Raw genomic sequence first — 19427 nt, 5'->3', positions numbered from 1 at the left:
AATGAGTTGGTTAACACTAGGTGAATTAATCCATACAACGCTCGTTTTTGCGACGGCGATTATATTTGCGTCTCTCGGCGGAGTTTTTTCGGAAAAATCCGGTGTGACGAACCTCGGGCTGGAAGGTCTTATGGTGTTCGGGGCGTTTGCGGCGGGTGTAGGCGGATTTTATGCGGAACAAGCAGGGCTGGGGGGAACCTCTGCCGCTTGGGTAGGTGTGCTGTCGGCGGCGGTATTCGGCATTCTGGTTTCGCTGATTCATGCTGTAGCCTCGATTACGTTTAAAGCCGATCAGGTCATTAGCGGGATTGTTATCAACTTTTTGGCGGCAGGCAGTACGCTATACATGGTTAAGCTTTTATTTGAGGGTGATGGTGATACTGGGCGAATTCAGGGGTTTAGCGAAATATCCATTCCCTATCTAGTAGATATTCCGATTTTAGGAAAAGCCTTTTTCCAAGCCTATCCAACGACCTATTTGGCCATATTATTAGTCATTATTGGATATTTTACATTGTATAAAACGCCGTTCGGCTTGCGTTTGCGTTCTGTCGGAGAGCATCCGGGCGCTGCGGATACCGTTGGTATCAAGGTAAATCGACTGCGTTATATCGGGGTCATGATCAGCGGTGCGTTGGCTGGTATTGGCGGAGCTACGATCACCTTGACGACTACAAATATGTTTTCGCATAATACGGTATCTGGTCAAGGATATATTGCCATTGCTGCTATGATTTTTGGAAAATGGAACCCGCTCGGCGCTTTTGGCGCAGCTGTGTTTTTCGGCTTTTCTCAGGCCATTCGCAACTATGTGCAGTTGTTCGCATGGTCGCAAAGTATTCCCCAGGAAATTATTTTTATGCTGCCGTATCTGCTGACGATTATTGTGCTGGTAGTGGCTGTAGGGCGCTCGCGTGCTCCCGCTGCTTTGGGTCAGCTCTATGATCCAAGCAAGCGCTAATTTTACATGGGCAGTTAAAAGCTGTTTGTCTTGAAATCTGAAAATTGCATTTGTTCGCAAATCCGGTATCTGCATTCGCAGGTGCCGGATTTTTTTAGGTTGTGCAGGCATTCAAACATACGCTTCTGGCATGGATGGAATAGACTGTGCTATGCAGATTGGACGAACGCTCGGCCCCTGTCAGCTCCAGTCTATTTTGTGGTGGCGGTGAGCTACCAAGGAGCCGTTCAATCTGTCCATCCGTTGAGAAAGAAGGAGGAAATACGATGAAACAGGCAGTAACCAGAAAGCAGGTGGAGAAGCTTGTCGGCAAAGTCATTCTGGCTACTCGCAAGGATGGTTCCCAGGTCAGCGGCAAGCTGATTCGCATTTCGGGTAACCGACTGATTCTTCAGCCCGATCGCAAGAAAAAGGTAAAGACAAAGGCAATTATTCCCTTGGTGCTGTTCGATTTGCTTGCCATCGGCACAGCTCCTTACGTTGGTGCATATGGCGGTTACGGAGCAGGTTATGGGGGACCAGGATATGGCGGTCCGGGATACGGTGCCCCTCAGTACGGCCCATATACAGATGGGGGATACCCCGGAGCAGGTTATCCGTCTTACCCCAATGTATTCTAGGTTAATGGAATTTTGAGATGTAGGAGGTACATTTTCACAATGCCTTTTCAAGTTCATGGCATCGGCTCAGGGAGACGTATCGTAGCATTTGGTACTGGTTGCGCAGATAAAAGCGGATTCCACGGATATTGTCTTCGTCTACCATGACTTTTGCCCGCTTGCAGCGTCGTAGTCGCCCATATTGCTCGGCATGCTCCAGCAGTTTTATTCCGTAGCGCTGGCCTTGATGAGACGAAGAGATTGCGATTAAATCAATATACAGCAGCTCTCCATGCAGCATGACATGAATGAAGCCGACAGGCTGTGCATTATCCGGCCTGCAAGCGACAAAAGTGATGCCCCGGTTTAAGCGCCGGGGTAATTCTTTACGAATTTGATCCATTTCTTGTGCGCTTAAATGCGATAGGGGAACAAGCTCTTGCTCGATCAGTCGAAGGATCATGCGGTCATCCTGAGCGCTGCGTTTGCGGATCATAAGCGGGCCTCCTTTTCCACCCTTTTAGCAAGGCAAGACGCAGCTTTGGAGGTGCGCACAGTCTCGCTGTGTGGTCTTTTTTATAATATGCGGATACCTCATGGAAGCGTGCGACTCAGAGGTACCCCGGAGAAAAAACATAAATTTTTATGAAATCTGGGTATTGACTATCCCAGATGGGGGACATATAATGTGTCTAAACATTTGAAAGAATGACATGAACTCAACGGCAATGAAAAGGACGAAGTGATTAGGGCTCTTTTGTTCAGAGAGTGAGGCATTAGCTGCAAGCTTCACCAAAATCCCTTTTTAACGAGCTCACCTTGGAGCTGTTTTCCTGAAAAGTATTTGGGCCCGATGATATTTAGCGGTGCGCTGAATCACCTATTAGGGAAAATCGTACGGTCTACGTTACAGACGCCAGATATGGAGATCCTTTGTGATTTCTGTACCTGCCAAGGTTCGATATTGCGAAATATCGGGCAAATACGGGTGGTACCACGGAAGCTATAGCCTTTCGTCCCTCAGTAACAGCAAGTCTGTTCTAGGGATGGAAGGTTTTTTTGTTTTTACAAATGTCAGATGTATGTAAATTTTGTAAAGGAGGATGACCAATGAGTGCACAAATTCCTGAAGTTCGGTCAACCGATGAATTACGTGAAAAGTGGATGAAACCTGAAGTGATTACAGGTTCGGAAATTTTGCTTCGTAGCCTGTTGCTGGAGGGAGTAGATTGTGTCTTCGGATACCCCGGTGGTGCAGTGCTTTACATTTATGATGCCATGTACGGCTTTGAGGATTTCAAGCATGTCCTCACCCGTCACGAGCAGGGAGCCATTCACGCGGCAGATGGTTACGCACGTGCCAGCGGTAAAGTCGGCGTCTGTATCGCGACTTCCGGACCTGGAGCAACCAACCTGGTAACCGGCATTGCGACGGCTTTTATGGATTCGGTGCCGTTAGTGGTCATCACGGGTAACGTTGTATCTTCCCTGATCGGCACGGACGCTTTCCAGGAAGCCGATATCACGGGAATCACGATGCCGATTACGAAGCACAGCTATCTAGTAAGAGATGTAGAGGATCTGCCGCGAATCATTCATGAGGCGTTCCATATTGCCAACACGGGCCGCAAGGGTCCGGTACTGATTGATATTCCGAAGGATATATCGGCAGCCCAAACGCTATTTGTTCCGCAAACGGGACCTGTGACCATGCGAGGTTATAACCCGAAGGTATTACCAAACAAAATTCAGCTAGACAAGCTGACTCAGGCTATTACTGAAGCGGAACGCCCATTTATTCTGGCAGGTGGTGGGGTTGTATACTCCGGCGGACACGAGGCACTTTACGAGTTTGTTCGCAAAACGGAAATTCCGATTACGACAACATTGCTGGGATTGGGCGGTTTCCCAAGTGGTCATGAACTGTGGACGGGAATGCCGGGGATGCACGGAACGTACACCTCCAATCTGGCGATTCAACAGTCGGATTTGCTAATCTGTATCGGTGCCCGCTTTGATGACCGGGTGACAGGCAAGCTGGACGGCTTTGCTCCTCACGCCAAAATCGTCCATATTGATATCGATCCTGCTGAAATCGGTAAAAACGTACCGACAGACATTCCGATTGTAGGCGATGTGAAAGCGGTACTGGAATTGCTGAATCAGGATGTGAAACGCACGAATCGAGCGGATGCATGGAGAGCGCAAATTCAACAATGGAAAAATGAGAAGCCTTATTCTTATAAGGATTCGGATACAGTGCTTAAGCCACAATGGGTTGTCGAGCTGCTGGATGAAACGACCAAAGGCGGCGCAATCGTAACGACGGACGTGGGTCAGCATCAAATGTGGGCGGCGCAGTATTATAAATTTAATCAGCCGCGCTCATGGGTAACTTCCGGTGGGCTGGGCACGATGGGATTTGGTTTCCCTTCCGCGATCGGCGCTCAGATGGCAAATCCCGACAGACTGGTTATCTCGATTAACGGAGACGGCGGCATGCAGATGTGTTCGCAGGAGCTGGCCATTTGTGCAATCAATAACATCCCGGTCAAAATCGTAATCATCAACAATCAGGTGCTGGGAATGGTTCGACAATGGCAGGAATTGATCTATGACAATCGCTATAGCCATATTGATCTGGCCGGAAGCCCGGATTTTGTGAAACTGGCTGAGGCATACGGCGTAAAAGGACTGCGTGCTACGAATAAGGAAGAGGCACGTCGGGCTTGGCAGGAGGCGCTTGATACACCCGGACCGGTCGTTGTCGAGTTTGTGGTCAGCAAGGAAGAGAATGTATATCCGATGGTGACGCAAGGTTCGACGATTGATCAAATGCTGATGGGGGACGAGTAAAATGACGATTAAAAATACCATTGCTGTACTGGTAAATGATCATCCCGGCGTTTTGCAGCGTGTGTCCGGCCTGTTCGGTCGCCGTGGTTTTAACATTGAGAGCATTACCGTGGGTCAATCGGAGGAAGCTGGATTATCCCGTATGGTCATTGTGACTATAGGAGATAAGAACAATCTGGAGCAGATCGAGAAGCAGCTTTACAAGTTGGTTGATGTAATCAAGGTTATTGATCTTAGCTCCAAGCCGATGGTTGCGCGGGAGTTGGCGATGATTAAGGTGAAGGCAGAACCACCTCAGCGGCCAGAAATTATGGGCGTCGTGGAAACGTTCAGAGCAGCCGTAGTTGATGTTGGAACGACGAGCTTGATTGTTCAGGTCATTGGTGATACCGGAAAAATTGATGCCATGATCGAGTTATTGAAGCCTTACGGTATTCGTGAGCTGACCCGAACCGGGGTTACAGCCATGATACGTGGCAATGCTTAATACGGAGCTTTAACGAATTACCGCTTATAGCGCATTACATCAATAAAGAACCGCCCTCATAAGAGCGGGGGCTCGAAGAGATTTTCAAGTTTTGGTAACGAGGCAGAGTCTCTTGGAGTACCCGCTCATTATGAAGGGTCCAATTAAAAGGAGGAAATTAACCATGGCAGTTACAACGTACTACGAAAAAGATGCAGAGCTCAGCGTATTGAAAGGAAAAACGGTTGCCGTTATCGGTTACGGTAGCCAAGGACATGCTCAAGCACAAAACTTGCGTGATAGTGGTCTGAATGTTGTTATCGGTTTGCGTGAAGGCAAATCGGCAGATGTTGCAAGAAACGACGGTTTTGAAGTTCTGAACGTGGCTGATGCAACGAGCCGTGCAGATGTGGTTCAAATTTTGTTGCCGGATGAAACACAAGCTTCTGTGTACAAAAATGAAATTGAACCTAACCTGAAAAAAGGCGCAGCTCTTTTATTCTCCCATGGTTTCAACGTTCATTTCGGACAAATCGTTGCTCCTAAAGATAGCGATGTATTGCTGGTTGCTCCAAAATCCCCAGGACATATGGTACGTCGTACCTATGTAGAAGGCTTTGGCGTACCAGGTCTGATCGCAATCGAGCAGGATGCAACAGGTCAAGCGAAAGAAATCGGTCTTGCTTATGCCAAGGGTATTGGCTGTACACGTGCAGGCGTGATCGAAACCTCCTTCCGTGAAGAAACGGAAACGGATCTGTTCGGTGAGCAAGCGGTATTGTGTGGCGGCGTGAGCGCACTCGTTAAAGCAGGTTTTGAAACGCTGACTGAAGCAGGATATGCTCCTGAGATGGCTTACTTCGAATGCTTGCATGAGCTAAAACTGATCGTTGACCTGATGTATGAAGGCGGATTGGCAACAATGCGCGATTCCATCAGTAACACAGCGGAATATGGCGACTATGTAACTGGACCACGTATCGTAACAGAAGATACGAAGAAAGCAATGAAAGACGTATTGACTGACATTCAACAAGGTAAATTTGCTCGTGACTTTATCCTTGAAAATCAATCCGGACGTGCATTCCTGACGGCTACTCGCCGTAATGAAGCTAACCATCCGATTGAAGTGGTGGGCGGACAATTGCGCGAAATGATGCACTGGATCAAAAAATAAGATTTTTTTGTGAAACGAGTTCGAAAACATGATTCATTTATAAGGTAATCTTACAATGCGGCCCTGCTTATTGCGTGAGCCGCATTGTAATTTAATGCTTCTATCCTGAGGGAGGTGCGTTAGGTTGCGCAAAATATATATATTTGACACAACGTTGAGAGACGGAGAACAGTCACCAGGTGTGAACTTGAATACCCGTGAGAAAGTAGAGATCGCCTACCAGTTGGAGAAACTGGGAATTGACCGTATGGAAGCTGGCTTTCCGGCTGCTTCTCCGGGTGACCTGGCTGCTGTCAATGCAGTCGCCAAGGCTGTCAAAAATTCAACGGTTATTGGCCTTTCACGTGCGAGGGAACAGGATATTGATGCGGTCCGCGAGGCACTTAAGGGAGCTCAGGACCCATGTATCCATATTTTTTTGGCAACTTCTCCGATTCACCGTCAGCATAAGCTGCGGATGGAGAAGGCACAGGTATTGGAGACTGCCCGTTCAGCCATTCGTTACGGGTTAAAATATTTGCCCAAGGTAGAGTTTTCTCTGGAGGATGCAGGTCGTACAGAGCTTGATTTTGTAGTGGAAATGGTCACCATGGCTGTACAGGAAGGCGCGTCTGTCGTCAATATTCCGGATACCGTGGGTTACTTGACACCTTATGAATACGGCAACATTTTCAAGCATATTAAGGAAAATGTGGTTGATGTGGAAAAGGTTCAACTGAGCGCACATTGCCACAACGACCTGGGAATGGCTACGGCCAATACACTGGCTGCGATCCTGAACGGGGCGGATCAGATTGAGGGCACCATTAACGGTATCGGTGAACGCGCCGGAAATACCGCTATTGAGGAAATTGCAATGGCGCTGGAGACGAGACAGGAATTTTTCCAGGCCAAAACGTCTCTGCAACTGTCCGAGATTGCACGTACGAGCCGGTTGGTCAGCCGTCTGACGGGTATGGTCGTGCCAGGCAACAAGGCGATTGTTGGAGCGAATGCTTTTGCGCATGAATCGGGTATTCACCAGGATGGCATGTTGAAGGAAAAAACGACCTACGAAATCATGACACCGGAAAGTATTGGTCTGAAGGAAAGCAAGCTGGTACTGGGCAAGCATTCCGGTCGCCATGCTTTCCGCGAACGTTTGATCGAACTGGGCTATGAATTGAGCGAAGAGGAGCTGAACCGCTCTTTCGGACAGTTCAAGGATTTGGCTGACAGGAAGAAAGAAGTATCGGATGATGATATTCTGGCGCTACTGGAAGAAAAACTGGCCGATTCACCGGAAGTCTTCAAGCTGGAAACGATTTTCGTAACCTATGGCAACGAGGCTACACCTTCCGCCAAGGTACGTTTGGTTACCGACGAAGGTCAGGTTATTGAGACGGAAGCTGAAGGGAACGGCTCGGTCGATGCGATTTACAATGCGATTGACCAAGCCAGCAGCGAGGTAGTCGTTCTTTCGGATTACTCGATCAAGTCTGTTACCCAAGGTAAGGATGCTCTGGGTGAAGTGCATGTCGTGTTGACCCAAAACGATCTGTCTGTACAGGGACGTGGGGTAAGCACTGACATTCTGGAAGCAAGTGCCCGCGCTTATGTGGATGCATTGAATGGCTTGATCGACAAGCGTAAAAACTACAGCAATCGTGTAGATTACAAGTCCTAAGGGTTGCGAATCAAGCAATTTGGAGTTTACAGGATCGGGTATTTCCGGTCCTGTTTTGTTTTGTCTTACTACAGATTTTTAGCTTATAGGCTAAGCCTATTAAATTGATAGATTCTATATCTTGGTCAAAGCCCTGTCATGTATGTTACAAAGAAGGTATGAATAATACGCCCGTAAGGCTGTAAAACAAGAGGAGTGTACGTGATGGCAGACGTGAAAAAGATTGCGGTAATAGCTGGGGACGGAATCGGACCGGAAGTGGTCGCTGAGGCAGAGAAAATTTTGAAGCGTACGGAGGAAGTGTTTGGCCATTCATTTGAAACGGAGCATGCACTGTTCGGTGGAATCGCCATTGATGAGAAGGGTACACCATTGCCGCAAGAAACGCTGGCTGTCTGCCAATCTGCAGATGCCGTACTGTTGGGAGCCGTAGGTGGTCCCAAGTGGGATAACAATCCGAAGGAGCTTCGCCCTGAAACAGGACTGCTGGGTATACGCAAAGAGCTGGGCCTGTTCTCGAATCTTCGTCCGGCTGTCGTCTTCGATTGTCTCAAGGACGCATCGACACTGAAACCTGAAGTGCTGGAAGGTACGGATCTCATCGTTGTGCGCGAGCTGACAGGTGGCATCTACTTCGGTGAGAAGTTCAGACGTGAAAGCCCACAGGGTGAGGAAGCTGTCGATACATGCGCATATAATGTAACGGAAGTGGAGCGCATTGTTCGCCAATCTTTCGAAATTGCACAGAAGCGTCGCAAAAAGCTTGCATCAGTCGACAAGGCCAATGTGCTGGAAACTTCCCGTTTGTGGCGCGAAGTGGTTAACCGGGTCGCTGTGGACTATCCGGATGTTGAGCTGGAGCATGTGCTGGTTGATAACTGCGCAATGCAATTGCTGCGTCGCCCGTCCAGCTTTGACGTCATCGTGACGGAAAATATGTTCGGCGATATCCTTAGTGACGAAGCGGCTATGCTGACTGGTTCCATTGGTATGCTGTCCTCTGCTTCTCTCGGAGAAGGCAGCTTCGGTCTGTACGAGCCGGTTCACGGCTCAGCACCGGACATTGCGGGTCAAGGACTTGCTAATCCGATTGCTACGATCCTGTCCGTTGCTTTAATGTTCCGTATGACTTTCGGATATGAGAAAGCTGCTGACGCCATTGAGAAGGCGGTAGCAGAGGTACTGGATGCCGGACATCGCACAGCCGATATCGCGGTGGATAAATCCAAGGCCATCTCGACAACACAAATGGGTGATTTGATCGCAGCGGCTATTCGATAAAAGCTTAGCGGCTTCCTTGAAATAAGGTAGCTGATTATACAGCAAGTGCATGATATAGCAGCTCCTGAGCCATCAGGGGCTGCTGTTATATCCGGAAGTGTACAACCTGATGAATGTGTATAAATTGTGAATTTTTTAAAAGCTAGTTTAAAGTAATTCTAAAAAAGTAATGGTTACAATATTGACTTTGATTTCTGCGAATGATAACATTTATCAAGTAGGTTGTTTTAATACAATACAGATGATTGAGGAAAACACATTTGATGTTTTTCTTACATATTTTAAAAGGAGGATTTCATATTATGGCAGAAAGATTGGTAGGAAGACCCGCACCTGATTTTGCATTGGAAACAGTGACTGGAGACGGTCAAGAATTTGGTTCGGTGAAGCTTTCTGATTACCGTGGCAAATGGCTCGTATTCTTCTTCTATCCACTGGATTTCACTTTTGTGTGCCCAACAGAAATCACAGCATTGAGCGATGCTGCTGACCAATTTAAAGAGCTGGATACTGAAATTCTGGGTATCAGTGTAGACTCCGTACACAGCCACAAAGCATGGATCAACACAGCTAAAGAAAACAACGGATTGGGCAAACTGAACTTCCCGTTGGCTTCTGATATCACTAAAAAAACAGCAAGCGATTATGGCGTTCTGATCGAAGAAGAAGGAGTTGCATTGCGCGGCTTGTTCATCATTGATCCTGAAGGCGAATTGAAATATCAAGTGGTTAACCACAACGACGTAGGTCGTAGTGTAGAAGAAACATTGCGTGTACTGCAAGCTTTGCAATCTGGCGGCTTGTGCGCAATGAACTGGAAACCAGGCGACAAGAATCTGTAATACAAACTTCAGAAGAAGTTGAACATTAAACTTGCAAGCCCCCAACAAGCGGTTTTTTACCGACATTGGGGGCTTGCTTGCCTATGTTGTGCAGGAAAAGATTTTATATTATGTGTGCTTGAAGTGAACAGTACAGGGTGAAATAAGAAATAATTGTGGAAATGTTACTGTGTTTTGGAGGAATTTCGACTGGTGAAAGCGAATAAGGTAACATAGAGGATAAACAAGGCGGAACAGGTTTTGTTCAGAGGAGGCTGAGCCCGGATGAGTTATTGCTGTGGAGCAAGCATGGTAGGAACCAAGGGAACGCTGAAGCATTACCGCACCCAAGTTCATAATGTTCCTTTGCTGTTTTGCCCGGTATGTCGTCGCATTGAGGTCCATTATAAAGTCGAGAATGAGTATGAAATTTTGGCGGAGTATGCACATGGAGACGGGGCAAGCGAGATTGATTTTCAGGACTACGTCATGGAAGATGATGATACGATATTTGAGAATTGTGTGAATCGAGAGAGTGAAGATGCGTTTGAAATTGTGAAGCGCCAAATTGACATGTCTCTGGATTTATTGATGGTAGCAAAACAGATGAACGATGAAAAATGGCAGGGAGAGCTCAAGAGAAGACTGGCTGTTATGAGCCAGAGACGCTCTCGGCTTCAGCATAATAAGAGCGGCAGTTGACATCCTACACACCAAAGAAGCTCTCACACCTAGAGAGCTTCTTTGGTGTGTAGGGCGCTTATTCCTAACTTATTATTTCGTTTTTGGTTATGTTGCGCAGATATTATGACGAAAGAAAACAGGATAAAAATGTTAATTCGACACTTTTTCCGATTGACTGGAATCCTAAGTCTTGTCTATCATAAAATTAGACTCTCAATTGGAAAGAGATGACCGGGATTTTGTGAATCTGTTTTCTAACCGTTGAAGGGTAGTCGATAGATGATGTCTTTCTCTTCTTCAAAAAATGTTAAGCGTCCGATACGGCCAGTTTATCATTCCGAAACAAGGGGGAAGCCTGGCATGATCAGTGAATTCCAAGAAGCCTTGCTTGATACCGTGGGAGCTTGTCCTTCCACACAGATCGCCAATAACAAGTATGAAAATGTGCTGGAGAACCTGGATAGTGGTATCATGCTGTTTGACAGTGACGGGGTACTGACCTTTATTAACGTGCAAATGGCCAAACTGCTGGAACTGCCGCGTAGTTCGCTGGCAGGCCGCAACTTGATGCAAATTTTGCATCATCCCGAGTTAAGCCGATTTAAGAAGAAGAAAATTATGCGAATATACAAAGAGACCATCTTTCATAGAAAGCGCTATCATGAATTGATTGATGAGTATGGCCGGCATTGGTTGATTACGGTGACCTACGGGGATCAGATGGATGGCGATTTTTTGTTCAGTGTCAAGGATGTGTCGGATTATAAGCAAATTGAGCAGACGGCGTATCAAAATGACAAGCTCGCGATGTTAGGACGCATTTCCGCCTCGATTGCTCATGAAATCCGTAACCCGCTTACCGCCATCCGGGGTTTTATTCAATTACTGCGGCCGCATCTGGTGGAGCTGGGAAGAGATGAGTATGCTCGTATTATTTTGACAGAGATAGATCGCGCGAATGACATTATTTATGAGTTTCTGAATTCGTCCAAGCCTTCAGCTCCGCAAAAAACCGCTGTACCTGTGATGGGTCTGCTGAAAGAGGTTGTGATGCTGACCGAAAGCGAGGCGCTGATGAAGGGTTGCCAGATCGCGCTGGATGAAAATAGTACGCTCATGAAGGTTTCCATTGATGTAAAGCAAATTAAGCAGGTCATTCTCAATATGATCAAAAATGCAATGGATGCCATCGAAGGTATCGGAGAAGACCGTAAGGGATGCATTGATATCCATACAGTGCTGGAAGGCTCGTATGTTCATATTTGCATTGAAGATAACGGTTTGGGAATGGATCACAATACATTATCACGTTTATTTGATCCATTTTTTACAACGAAAGAAAGCGGTACCGGCTTGGGACTGGCAGTGAGCTATCGGATCATCAAAAATCACGGAGGCTTTATTCATGTAGATAGTACACATGGAAAGGGGACACAGTTTAAAATCACGCTTCCTGTAGTTTAGTGTTTTGGACCTTTCACAAAGGAGGGCGATATGTACTGATTCTTTTGTGTTCTACAGTACTGGAGTATAGGTATCACTCATTTGAAAAAGACCGGATAGAGCGCAGGATCTGAAAAGATGATGCGCTTTTTTGGTGCTGTAAGCTTATTTATTTGCGTAAATATGAAAATGAAATAATGAATATAAGACTAAAAAATGATTCACCTTTCACAGATTAAATGTTATTATGTACCATAATCCGTATTTATTTTTGATACTAAAGACTTAAAAAACGGCTTCCAAAGCTGTCAAACGTCTTAGATGATCGGAATTTCCGATATGCAGGGGGCTGAAGAGGCTGAATGAGTACACGGCTGGAAGTAAAGAAAACGATAGGCATCGGCATTGCTGCGCTAGTTCTGTTTGTCTTGGTTCAGTTATTTCATGTAACTTTGAATAAGCTATACTCCCATAATGTTTTTTTCTTGCTATACCCCATTGCAGGATTCGTCTGTGCGGCGATCTGTTTCTCTATTTTTTATCAATCCTGGTCGGTTTTGCTGGAGCAGTTATCCTGGCAGAGACTTCTCATTGCGCCCACATTTCTGGTGACTGGTCTTCTTTACCTTATTCATATCGTCTCGTTTAGTTTTATTAGCCTGACAGATTTTGTTTTGTCTCCGGGTATTTCGCTGTGGATTCTTTATGTGAACCGTGTCTTTACCTCCATTATGCTTATAGTCATTTGCTCCTTCCCCTTTAGAAAAGCCAAATCAGGATACAAGAAAACCGCTTTATGGACAGGTATAAGTTTTACTTTGCTGATCCTGGGGACCATTCAGATATATGGGTCGCACTTACCGGATCTGGGGGTAAGACATGAGATGGACAACCTGGGGTGGATGTTGAACTGGGTTATCCTGTTTCTGCTTGTATCCAATTTTATTTTGGGTGCACGAAAATATTCCCGACATCTCCCAGTGGAATTTGGTATGTTGCTTATGCTTCGCGGGATTGGGCTGTGTATCGTGAGCCAGTTGTTTTATTTGTCCTCCCGGCAAATGAGTGATATAAATCACCTTATGGGACTTTTGATGAATGCTATTGCGTTTTATGATCTGCTGAACGGCTTGGTTCGGCTAATGGTCCTGGTTCCATATCAGGAAAAGAAGGCGGCAGAATCTGAATTTAATTACATAGCCTATTATGACGATATCACAGGGCTGCCGAATCGTCGGCGTCTTTCACAACGTCTCGAGCAATCTCTGCGCAATTCATTAAAACCCGATGAAACGGTAACTCTTTTGATACTGAATATTGACCGATTCAAAACTATTAACGATTCGCTGGGGCATACGGCAGGGAATTATTTGCTCTATGTTGTAGGCGAACGCTTGGAGCATTTTTGCCGTGAAGGCGAGGATGTTTTCAGCATGGGCGGAGATGAGTTTGCGTTTCTTCTCACGGGCTACAAGGATATAGATGCCATGAAAAATCGTATTGATGATATGGTAAAGTTATTTGAGCAGCCTTTTGATATTAATGGTGAATATTATCATGTGATGGTGAGTATGGGAATAGCTTTGTACCCACTGGATGCCACTCAGGGTGAGCAGCTCATTCAGCATGCGGATACCGCTGTCCATAATGCCAAGGAGCAGGGAGTGAATTTTCAGCGGTATACCAGTGTCATGCAGATGCGTGCGCAGGAAAGGCTCCAATTGGAAAATGATTTGCGGCGTGGGCTTGAAAATGAAGAATTTTCACTGGTGTATCAACCGCGTGTTCATTTGCAGAGCGGTGAACTGACGAGCTTGGAGGCACTAGTGCGCTGGAATCATCCTCATCGCGGAATGGTGATGCCGGGAGATTTTATTCCGGTGGCCGAAGAAAGCGGTCTGATCGTGCCTTTGGGGGAATGGGTGCTGCGGGAAGCTTGCCTGCAAAACAAGAGTTGGCAGAAGGCAGGGTACCAGCCGATCCCGATATCAGTGAATTTATCCATGCGCCAATTTCAGCAAAAAAAGCTCGTGGATGTGGTACGGGGCATTTTGACCTACACGGAACTGGAGCCGTGCTACCTGGAGCTGGAGATTACAGAGAGTATGACTTTTGATAAGGATCGGGCCTTTGAGCAACTGAAAAACATAAAGGCCATTGGCGTTGCAATCAGTATCGACGATTTTGGAACAGGCTATAGCTCGTTGCATTATTTGAAAAATCTTCCGATTGACCGACTTAAAATTGACCGTTCCTTTGTCAATGAGGTGCTGGTCGACAGCAAAAATGCGGCTATTGTGTCGACCATTGCCTCCATGGCCCACCATTTGAAGCTGAAGGTTACGGCTGAAGGAGTGGAAAATGAGGGTCAGCTCCAATTTTTACAGGCTCAGGATTGCCATGAGGGACAAGGCTATTATTTCAGTCGGCCCATTCCGGCAGAATCCTTTGAAAACCTGTTTTTACGCAAACCTATGAATTGGCTGGTTCAGGATGGTATGTAGTTTGCTTGCAATTTACAGGCAGGTAAGTTATACTAGATAACATCCTGATTCTGCTGGTTGACAACAGTTCGATTATGTCATTCATAAGAATTGCGATATTGTAAAATGCGGGTGTAGTTCAATGGTAGAACTTCAGCCTTCCAAGCTGATAGCGTGGGTTCGATTCCCATCACCCGCTTTGCCGTAAAAAAGTTAAAAACCCTTGCGATGCAAGGGTTTTTTATTTTGACCATAGTTCGACAGTATGACAGACTCTTTTTTAAATGGGGCAATTGGATTACATATAGATTAGCCGGGACGCCAATCGGGTGTCCCGGCTTGTTTGCGTTCTTACGAACTTTTTTACACTATTATACAAAATTGAAACCAATTGTTTCGCTTTTCCAGCAACCTTTACGTTCGCTGCGGCTGATTTCCCGAATACGTCGACGAATGGACTTACAGGTTTTGCCGGACAGGCCAAAAATGAAAGAGGAGTTTCCAAGCCCAGCACAACCGGGGGCAAAAACGGTCAGGTGATCTATATCAACAATCTCAACGATTTGAAAAACCAGTTAGGGGATTCCACTCCCAAAATCCTGGTAATTGAAAAAATATTTCTGCCTCCTCTAAAACCGTCGTCAATATTGGTTCCAACAAATCGCTTATTGGTTCATACGCGCAAAACAAATTGGTTAATATTCAATTGAAAACAACAGCTAATTCCGGTAATGTGATCTTCCAAAACTTGACTTTTGAACATAGTGCCAACATTAACGATAATGATGATATTCAGCTTTATCTTACTGCGGGCACGAACTATTGGATTGATCATGTCACTTTTGCAGGTCACAATTATAAATTCAATGGCTCAGATCTGGACAAGCTTTTGTATGTAGGGCAATCGGCTGATTATGTAACCATCAGTAATTCCAAATTTGCTAATCATGAGTACGGCCTCATTCTGGGTTATCCTGATGATAGCAATAAAAGTTATGATGGCCTGCAAGAATCTACTCAGAGTACAACTATTTTGGAAAAGGTAGCGAAAAGGGCGGCATTCTGGATGATAAAGCAAATGGCGAATTTAAAGACGTGGGCAGCTTTCAAGCCATCACCAACCAAAAGTCGCGGGTAACCAACTGGAATCCGAGCAAAAACTACAGTTATCAAGTTCAAACTCCTGAATATACAAGGAATTTGTAACTAAATATGCAGGCTCGTCCAATACAACCCTGGTATTCGGAAAATAATTTTGATGTACAACGGATTTGCAAATACGTTCTGATCTGCTATACTGGCTGCAAGCAAGTATTCCGTGAAAAGAAAGGTAACGATACGTCCGATGAAGTAAGCACACTGATTTTCCCCATAAACTGCACAGTTACTGGCAGGCGGCTGTATGCTGCAACGGGAGAGGTGTGTCTGAAAATGAGGTTTGGGACGTATACGTTTGCTCCGAAACGGGATTATGCTTTTTTCCGTTTACGGTTCTCTTTCTCATAAACGTATGTTCTGAAACGATTCATAGCAGTCATTCTATATTCCTTGCATGCAAGCCGCAGCCTTCTGCGGCTTTTTTTATTGCTTCCGGGTATGGAACCGACAGGGAAAGGATGATTACCATATGAAAACCATTTTGCGTATTCGCAATGTCATAAAGGATTGGAACGGAACGTCTTTGTTTGAGGATGTGTCCATGGATGTGACGGAGGGGGAGCGGCTCGCCCTGTTCGGAAGAAATGGAGCAGGCAAAACGACGCTATTGCGGATACTGTTGGGCGACGAGGCGCCGACTTCAGGTAAGGTTGAGCATGAATTGCCGCTGGAGGAGCGGGGCTGGCTGAAGCAGCAGGATACCATTCAATCCGCGCGAACTGCACTGGAGGCGGCACAGCAGGCCAGTCCTGAGCATTGGCGAGTGAAGACGACGCTGAAGCAACTGGAGGCTGAAATTGCCCATAGGGGAGAGGAAGCAGAGCGTCAGCTGGAGCAATACGGCGAGCTGATGGATGAGTATGAGCGGCTGCAAGGTTTTGCGTGGGAGTCCGAAGTGGAAAAGGCGCTGACCCGGATGGGCATGCCTGCTGAGACGTGGTCTATTGCCTATGGTGACCTGAGCGGAGGGCAGAAGACAAGAGTGCGGTTAGCCGGACTGATGGTCAGACAGCCGAAGCTGCTGGTTCTGGATGAACCGACCAACCATCTGGATGCCGAAAGTTTGCTCTGGCTAGAGCAGTGGCTGTCCACATATCATGGGACGTTGTTGTTTGTATCGCATGACAGAGCCTTTTTGGATCGGGTAGCCACAGGCATATGCGAGCTGACGTTAACGGGCATTCGGCGCTATAAGGGCGTCTATACGGAATATAAGGAGCATAAGGAAAGGGAGCTGCGGGAGCAGGAAGCCAACTATCGGAAGCAGGAACTGGCACGGCAGGCATTGGAGGAGACTATCCGAAATTACCGGGAATGGTTCCATCAGGCGCACCGGGCAGCTTCTAATGTGGAAATAGGCATTACGAAAAGCTTTTATAAAGCCAAGGCTAATAAAAATATTTCCCGTTATCATGCGAAGGAGAAGGAGCTGGAACGGCTGAAGGCCAACCGGGTTGAGCAGCCGCGTGAAGTAGCATCTTTGCAAATGAAATTAAGTGACAGCGGGTTTCAGGCCAAATATCTGTTGCGCGCCGAGCATGTCTATTTTAGCTACGACGACCATACCATTGTGCAGGATCTCAACCTGAACATTGCTCGTGGCGATCGTCTGGCTGTTCGGGGACCCAATGGGATTGGCAAAACAACGCTGCTACGGCTGTTGACGGGTCAGCTGGAGCCGTATAAGGGTAAGATCACAGCGAATCCACAGCTGAAAATCGGATATTTTTCACAGGAACTGGAGCAGCTTCCAGAGGATCAGACATTGCTGGATAGTTTGCTTGCGCTCCCCACCATGACGCAGACGGAAGCGAGAACGGTGCTGGGATGCTTTCTTTTTGCCAGAGAAGATGTGTTCAAGAGAATCGGGACGCTCAGTATGGGTGAGAAATGCAGAGTGGCCTTTCTACGTTTGTACTTTAGTGGAGCCAACCTGCTGGTGCTGGATGAGCCAACCAATTATTTTGACATTGAAACCCGTGAAATCGTAGAGGAGTCTTTGCGCAGTTACGATGGGGCGCTGGTGCTTGTCTCACATGACCGGGAGCTGGTGCGCCGGACGGCAACCCGTTTGCTTGATATGCAGCCTGGAGGCACCTATGAAATCTATGAAGGGACAGCCGGCGAAAAGCAGGTAGAACAGCGGAACCGTCAACAGGAACCAGAGGATCAGGAGCAGCGTGAGGAGCGTCTGCGATTGCAGTTGCGTCTTACGGAGCTGATGGGTACGGTCGGGCTGGACGATGAAAATGAGGAACTGTTGTCAGAAATCAGGCGTATTCGTGCCAAACTGGATCAGTCGGATTAAACGGCTGCGTCAGAATGGGTAAAACCGTATGCCCGGCTTGCCAAAGCGCTAGGGTTTGCATATAATAATGAGCAATAGTTCGAAATTTGAAAATGTCTTGATGGAGAAGAGTAGGCAGTGTCTGATTGAACAGGGAGGAAGCGCCGTAGGATTGAGAGCGTTTCTGCAAAACAAGGCTGTTGAAGTTCGCTCCGGAGCAGTTCCTTGAACCTCGTATGCCATCTGTAGATGGCAAGCGGGCAAGTAGGGGATACCGGTTCACGACCGTTACAACGTGCAGAGCGAGATGATCATGCAAAGCATGCATAAACCTGTACTGTCGAATGGCAGAAATTGTCGAAAGACAAAGCGCGGGATGAGCTGAGCAGGATTGTCTAACGAGGGTGGTACCACGGTCTTTTCGTCCCTTTACCGGGAGAAAGGACCTTTTTTTGTTGTCTGAAAAGCTGGATATGAAGAAAGGGGACTGAACAGGCGATGAGCGAAACCATCCAAATGAAGGAACATTTGCTGGCCTTGAAGGAAGAAGCACTGGAAGTATTGGAGAAGGTGGCAACGCCCAAAGAGCTAGCTGATCTGCGGGTTAAATATTCGGGTAAAAAGGGTGCGCTGACTGAAATTTTGCGCGGTATGGGCAAGCTCAGTGCGGAAGAGCGTCCGGTTGTCGGACAAGTAGCTAATGAAGTTCGCGAGGCGATTGAAGAAGTCGTTAACTGTAAACAGGATGAGTTCACGAAAGCGGAGACGAATGAGCGTCTGCAAGCGGAAAAGATCGACGTTACGCTGCCTGGACGCACATTGCCGCAAGGTGGGCTGCACCCGCTTAATAAAGTAATTGAGCAGATCGAGGATATTTTTACAGGTATGGGCTACCGGGTTGCAGAAGGTCCACAGGCTGAGACCGATTATTATAACTTTGAAGCGTTGAACCTGCCTAAAAATCACCCGGCGCGGGATATGCAGGATTCGTTTTATCTGACCGAGGATCTGTTGATGCGTACTCATACGTCACCCGTTCAGATTCGCGCAATGGAGGCGATGAAGGGCGAAACACCTATTAAGGTCATTTGTCCGGGTACGGTTTTCCGACGTGATGATGACGATGCAACGCATTCCTTCCAATTCCACCAAATTGAAGGGATCGTAATTGGAAAAGACATCCGCATGAGCGATCTCAAGGGAACGCTGCTGCAATTCGCGCGCGAAATGTTCGGGGAATCGACCGAAATCCGCCTACGTCCAAGCTTCTTCCCGTTCACAGAGCCGAGTGCCGAAGTGGATGTAACTTTTGTGAAGAAAAATGGCGAAAGGGTATGGATCGAAATTTTGGGCTGCGGCATGATGCATCCGAAAGTGCTGGAAATGGGAGGCTATGATCCTGAAGTGTATAGCGGCTTTGCGTTCGGCATGGGCGTAGAGCGGATAGCCATTTTGAAATACGGTATTGACGATATTCGTCATTTTTATAACAGCGACCTGTCATTCTTGAAGCAGTTTGCGCGTCAATAAACAACTATATCGAGG

Annotated in this window: 14 protein-coding genes, 1 tRNA gene and 1 pseudogene; 15 read left to right on the top strand and 1 reads right to left on the bottom strand. The window is 46.9% G+C overall.

Annotated elements, in window-relative coordinates; genetic code table 11:
- Position 1: 1 nt before the first annotated feature.
- The gene (locus QD47_RS13740) at positions 2-961 is read left to right on the top strand and encodes an ABC transporter permease (protein ID WP_044646668.1); all 960 of its coding nucleotides are present in this window, start codon (positions 2-4) and stop codon (positions 959-961) included.
- Between the two features lie 266 nt (positions 962-1227).
- Complete coding sequence (locus tag QD47_RS13735) at positions 1228-1581, top strand: hypothetical protein (RefSeq protein WP_044646667.1); 354 nt, start codon at positions 1228-1230, stop codon at positions 1579-1581.
- 34 nt (positions 1582-1615) lie between these two features.
- On the opposite strand, the gene QD47_RS13730 is transcribed toward QD47_RS13735, so the two are convergent.
- Positions 1616-2056, bottom strand: coding sequence for a GNAT family N-acetyltransferase (locus QD47_RS13730; protein ID WP_044646666.1), 441 nt, complete (start codon positions 2054-2056; stop codon positions 1616-1618).
- A gap of 614 nt (positions 2057-2670) precedes the next feature.
- On the opposite strand from QD47_RS13730, the gene ilvB reads away from it, so the two are divergent.
- The 13 genes and pseudogenes from ilvB to pheS all read left to right on the top strand — a co-directional run bounded on the left by ilvB (position 2671) and on the right by pheS (position 19412).
- Positions 2671-4416 carry a biosynthetic-type acetolactate synthase large subunit gene (gene ilvB / locus QD47_RS13725; protein WP_044646665.1) on the top strand — a complete coding sequence of 582 codons (1746 nt, stop codon included), beginning with the start codon at positions 2671-2673 and terminating at the stop codon, positions 4414-4416.
- Position 4417: 1 nt separating this feature from the next.
- Positions 4418-4903, top strand: coding sequence for an acetolactate synthase small subunit (gene ilvN / locus QD47_RS13720; RefSeq protein ID WP_044646664.1), 486 nt, complete (start codon positions 4418-4420; stop codon positions 4901-4903).
- Positions 4904-5066: 163 nt separating this feature from the next.
- Complete coding sequence (gene ilvC / locus QD47_RS13715) at positions 5067-6059, top strand: ketol-acid reductoisomerase (RefSeq protein ID WP_014280566.1); 993 nt, start codon at positions 5067-5069, stop codon at positions 6057-6059.
- Between the two features lie 124 nt (positions 6060-6183).
- The gene (locus QD47_RS13710; RefSeq protein WP_044646663.1) at positions 6184-7725 is read left to right on the top strand and encodes a 2-isopropylmalate synthase; all 1542 of its coding nucleotides are present in this window, start codon (positions 6184-6186) and stop codon (positions 7723-7725) included.
- A gap of 204 nt (positions 7726-7929) precedes the next feature.
- Positions 7930-9006, top strand: a complete 1077-nt coding sequence (gene leuB, locus QD47_RS13705; protein WP_044646662.1) for a 3-isopropylmalate dehydrogenase — start codon at positions 7930-7932, stop codon at positions 9004-9006.
- Between the two features lie 302 nt (positions 9007-9308).
- Positions 9309-9848: a peroxiredoxin gene (locus QD47_RS13700; protein ID WP_014280569.1), complete on the top strand. Its 540-nt coding sequence runs from the start codon at positions 9309-9311 to the stop codon at positions 9846-9848.
- Positions 9849-10112: 264 nt separating this feature from the next.
- Positions 10113-10529: a hypothetical protein gene (locus QD47_RS13695; RefSeq protein ID WP_007429530.1), complete on the top strand. Its 417-nt coding sequence runs from the start codon at positions 10113-10115 to the stop codon at positions 10527-10529.
- Between the two features lie 342 nt (positions 10530-10871).
- A complete protein-coding gene (locus tag QD47_RS13690; protein ID WP_044646661.1) occupies positions 10872-11975 on the top strand; it encodes an ATP-binding protein in 1104 nt (367 codons plus the stop codon).
- 341 nt (positions 11976-12316) lie between these two features.
- A complete protein-coding gene (locus tag QD47_RS13685) occupies positions 12317-14458 on the top strand; it encodes a putative bifunctional diguanylate cyclase/phosphodiesterase (protein ID WP_044646660.1) in 2142 nt (713 codons plus the stop codon).
- Positions 14459-14565: 107 nt separating this feature from the next.
- Positions 14566-14636 (top strand) — tRNA-Gly (locus QD47_RS13680).
- 181 nt (positions 14637-14817) lie between these two features.
- A pseudogene (locus QD47_RS13675) lies at positions 14818-15690 on the top strand (pectate lyase family protein).
- 374 nt (positions 15691-16064) lie between these two features.
- Positions 16065-17903: a ribosomal protection-like ABC-F family protein gene (abc-f, locus tag QD47_RS13670; RefSeq protein WP_044646659.1), complete on the top strand. Its 1839-nt coding sequence runs from the start codon at positions 16065-16067 to the stop codon at positions 17901-17903.
- 477 nt (positions 17904-18380) lie between these two features.
- Positions 18381-19412 carry a phenylalanine--tRNA ligase subunit alpha gene (gene pheS / locus QD47_RS13665; RefSeq protein WP_327204671.1) on the top strand — a complete coding sequence of 344 codons (1032 nt, stop codon included), beginning with the start codon at positions 18381-18383 and terminating at the stop codon, positions 19410-19412.
- Positions 19413-19427 lie beyond the last annotated feature (15 nt).

It is taken from the genome of Paenibacillus terrae (genome assembly GCF_000943545.1).
Lineage (GTDB): Bacteria > Bacillota > Bacilli > Paenibacillales > Paenibacillaceae > Paenibacillus > Paenibacillus terrae_A.
The sequence above is the reverse complement of the archived record's forward strand: the minus strand, read 5'-3'. Positions and strand labels throughout refer to the sequence as shown.

Coding starts and splice junctions, on each gene's coding strand:
- QD47_RS13730 (WP_044646666.1), bottom strand. CDS start 2,056: ATGATCCGCAAACGCAGCGCTCAGGATGACCGCATGATCCTTCGACTG.
- pheS (WP_327204671.1), top strand. CDS start 18,381: ATGAGCGAAACCATCCAAATGAAGGAACATTTGCTGGCCTTGAAGGAA.
- QD47_RS13740 (WP_044646668.1), top strand. CDS start 2: ATGAGTTGGTTAACACTAGGTGAATTAATCCATACAACGCTCGTTTTT.
- QD47_RS13695 (WP_007429530.1), top strand. CDS start 10,113: ATGAGTTATTGCTGTGGAGCAAGCATGGTAGGAACCAAGGGAACGCTG.
- ilvB (WP_044646665.1), top strand. CDS start 2,671: ATGAGTGCACAAATTCCTGAAGTTCGGTCAACCGATGAATTACGTGAA.
- ilvN (WP_044646664.1), top strand. CDS start 4,418: ATGACGATTAAAAATACCATTGCTGTACTGGTAAATGATCATCCCGGC.
- QD47_RS13700 (WP_014280569.1), top strand. CDS start 9,309: ATGGCAGAAAGATTGGTAGGAAGACCCGCACCTGATTTTGCATTGGAA.
- ilvC (WP_014280566.1), top strand. CDS start 5,067: ATGGCAGTTACAACGTACTACGAAAAAGATGCAGAGCTCAGCGTATTG.
- leuB (WP_044646662.1), top strand. CDS start 7,930: ATGGCAGACGTGAAAAAGATTGCGGTAATAGCTGGGGACGGAATCGGA.
- QD47_RS13690 (WP_044646661.1), top strand. CDS start 10,872: ATGATCAGTGAATTCCAAGAAGCCTTGCTTGATACCGTGGGAGCTTGT.
- QD47_RS13735 (WP_044646667.1), top strand. CDS start 1,228: ATGAAACAGGCAGTAACCAGAAAGCAGGTGGAGAAGCTTGTCGGCAAA.
- QD47_RS13685 (WP_044646660.1), top strand. CDS start 12,317: ATGAGTACACGGCTGGAAGTAAAGAAAACGATAGGCATCGGCATTGCT.
- abc-f (WP_044646659.1), top strand. CDS start 16,065: ATGAAAACCATTTTGCGTATTCGCAATGTCATAAAGGATTGGAACGGA.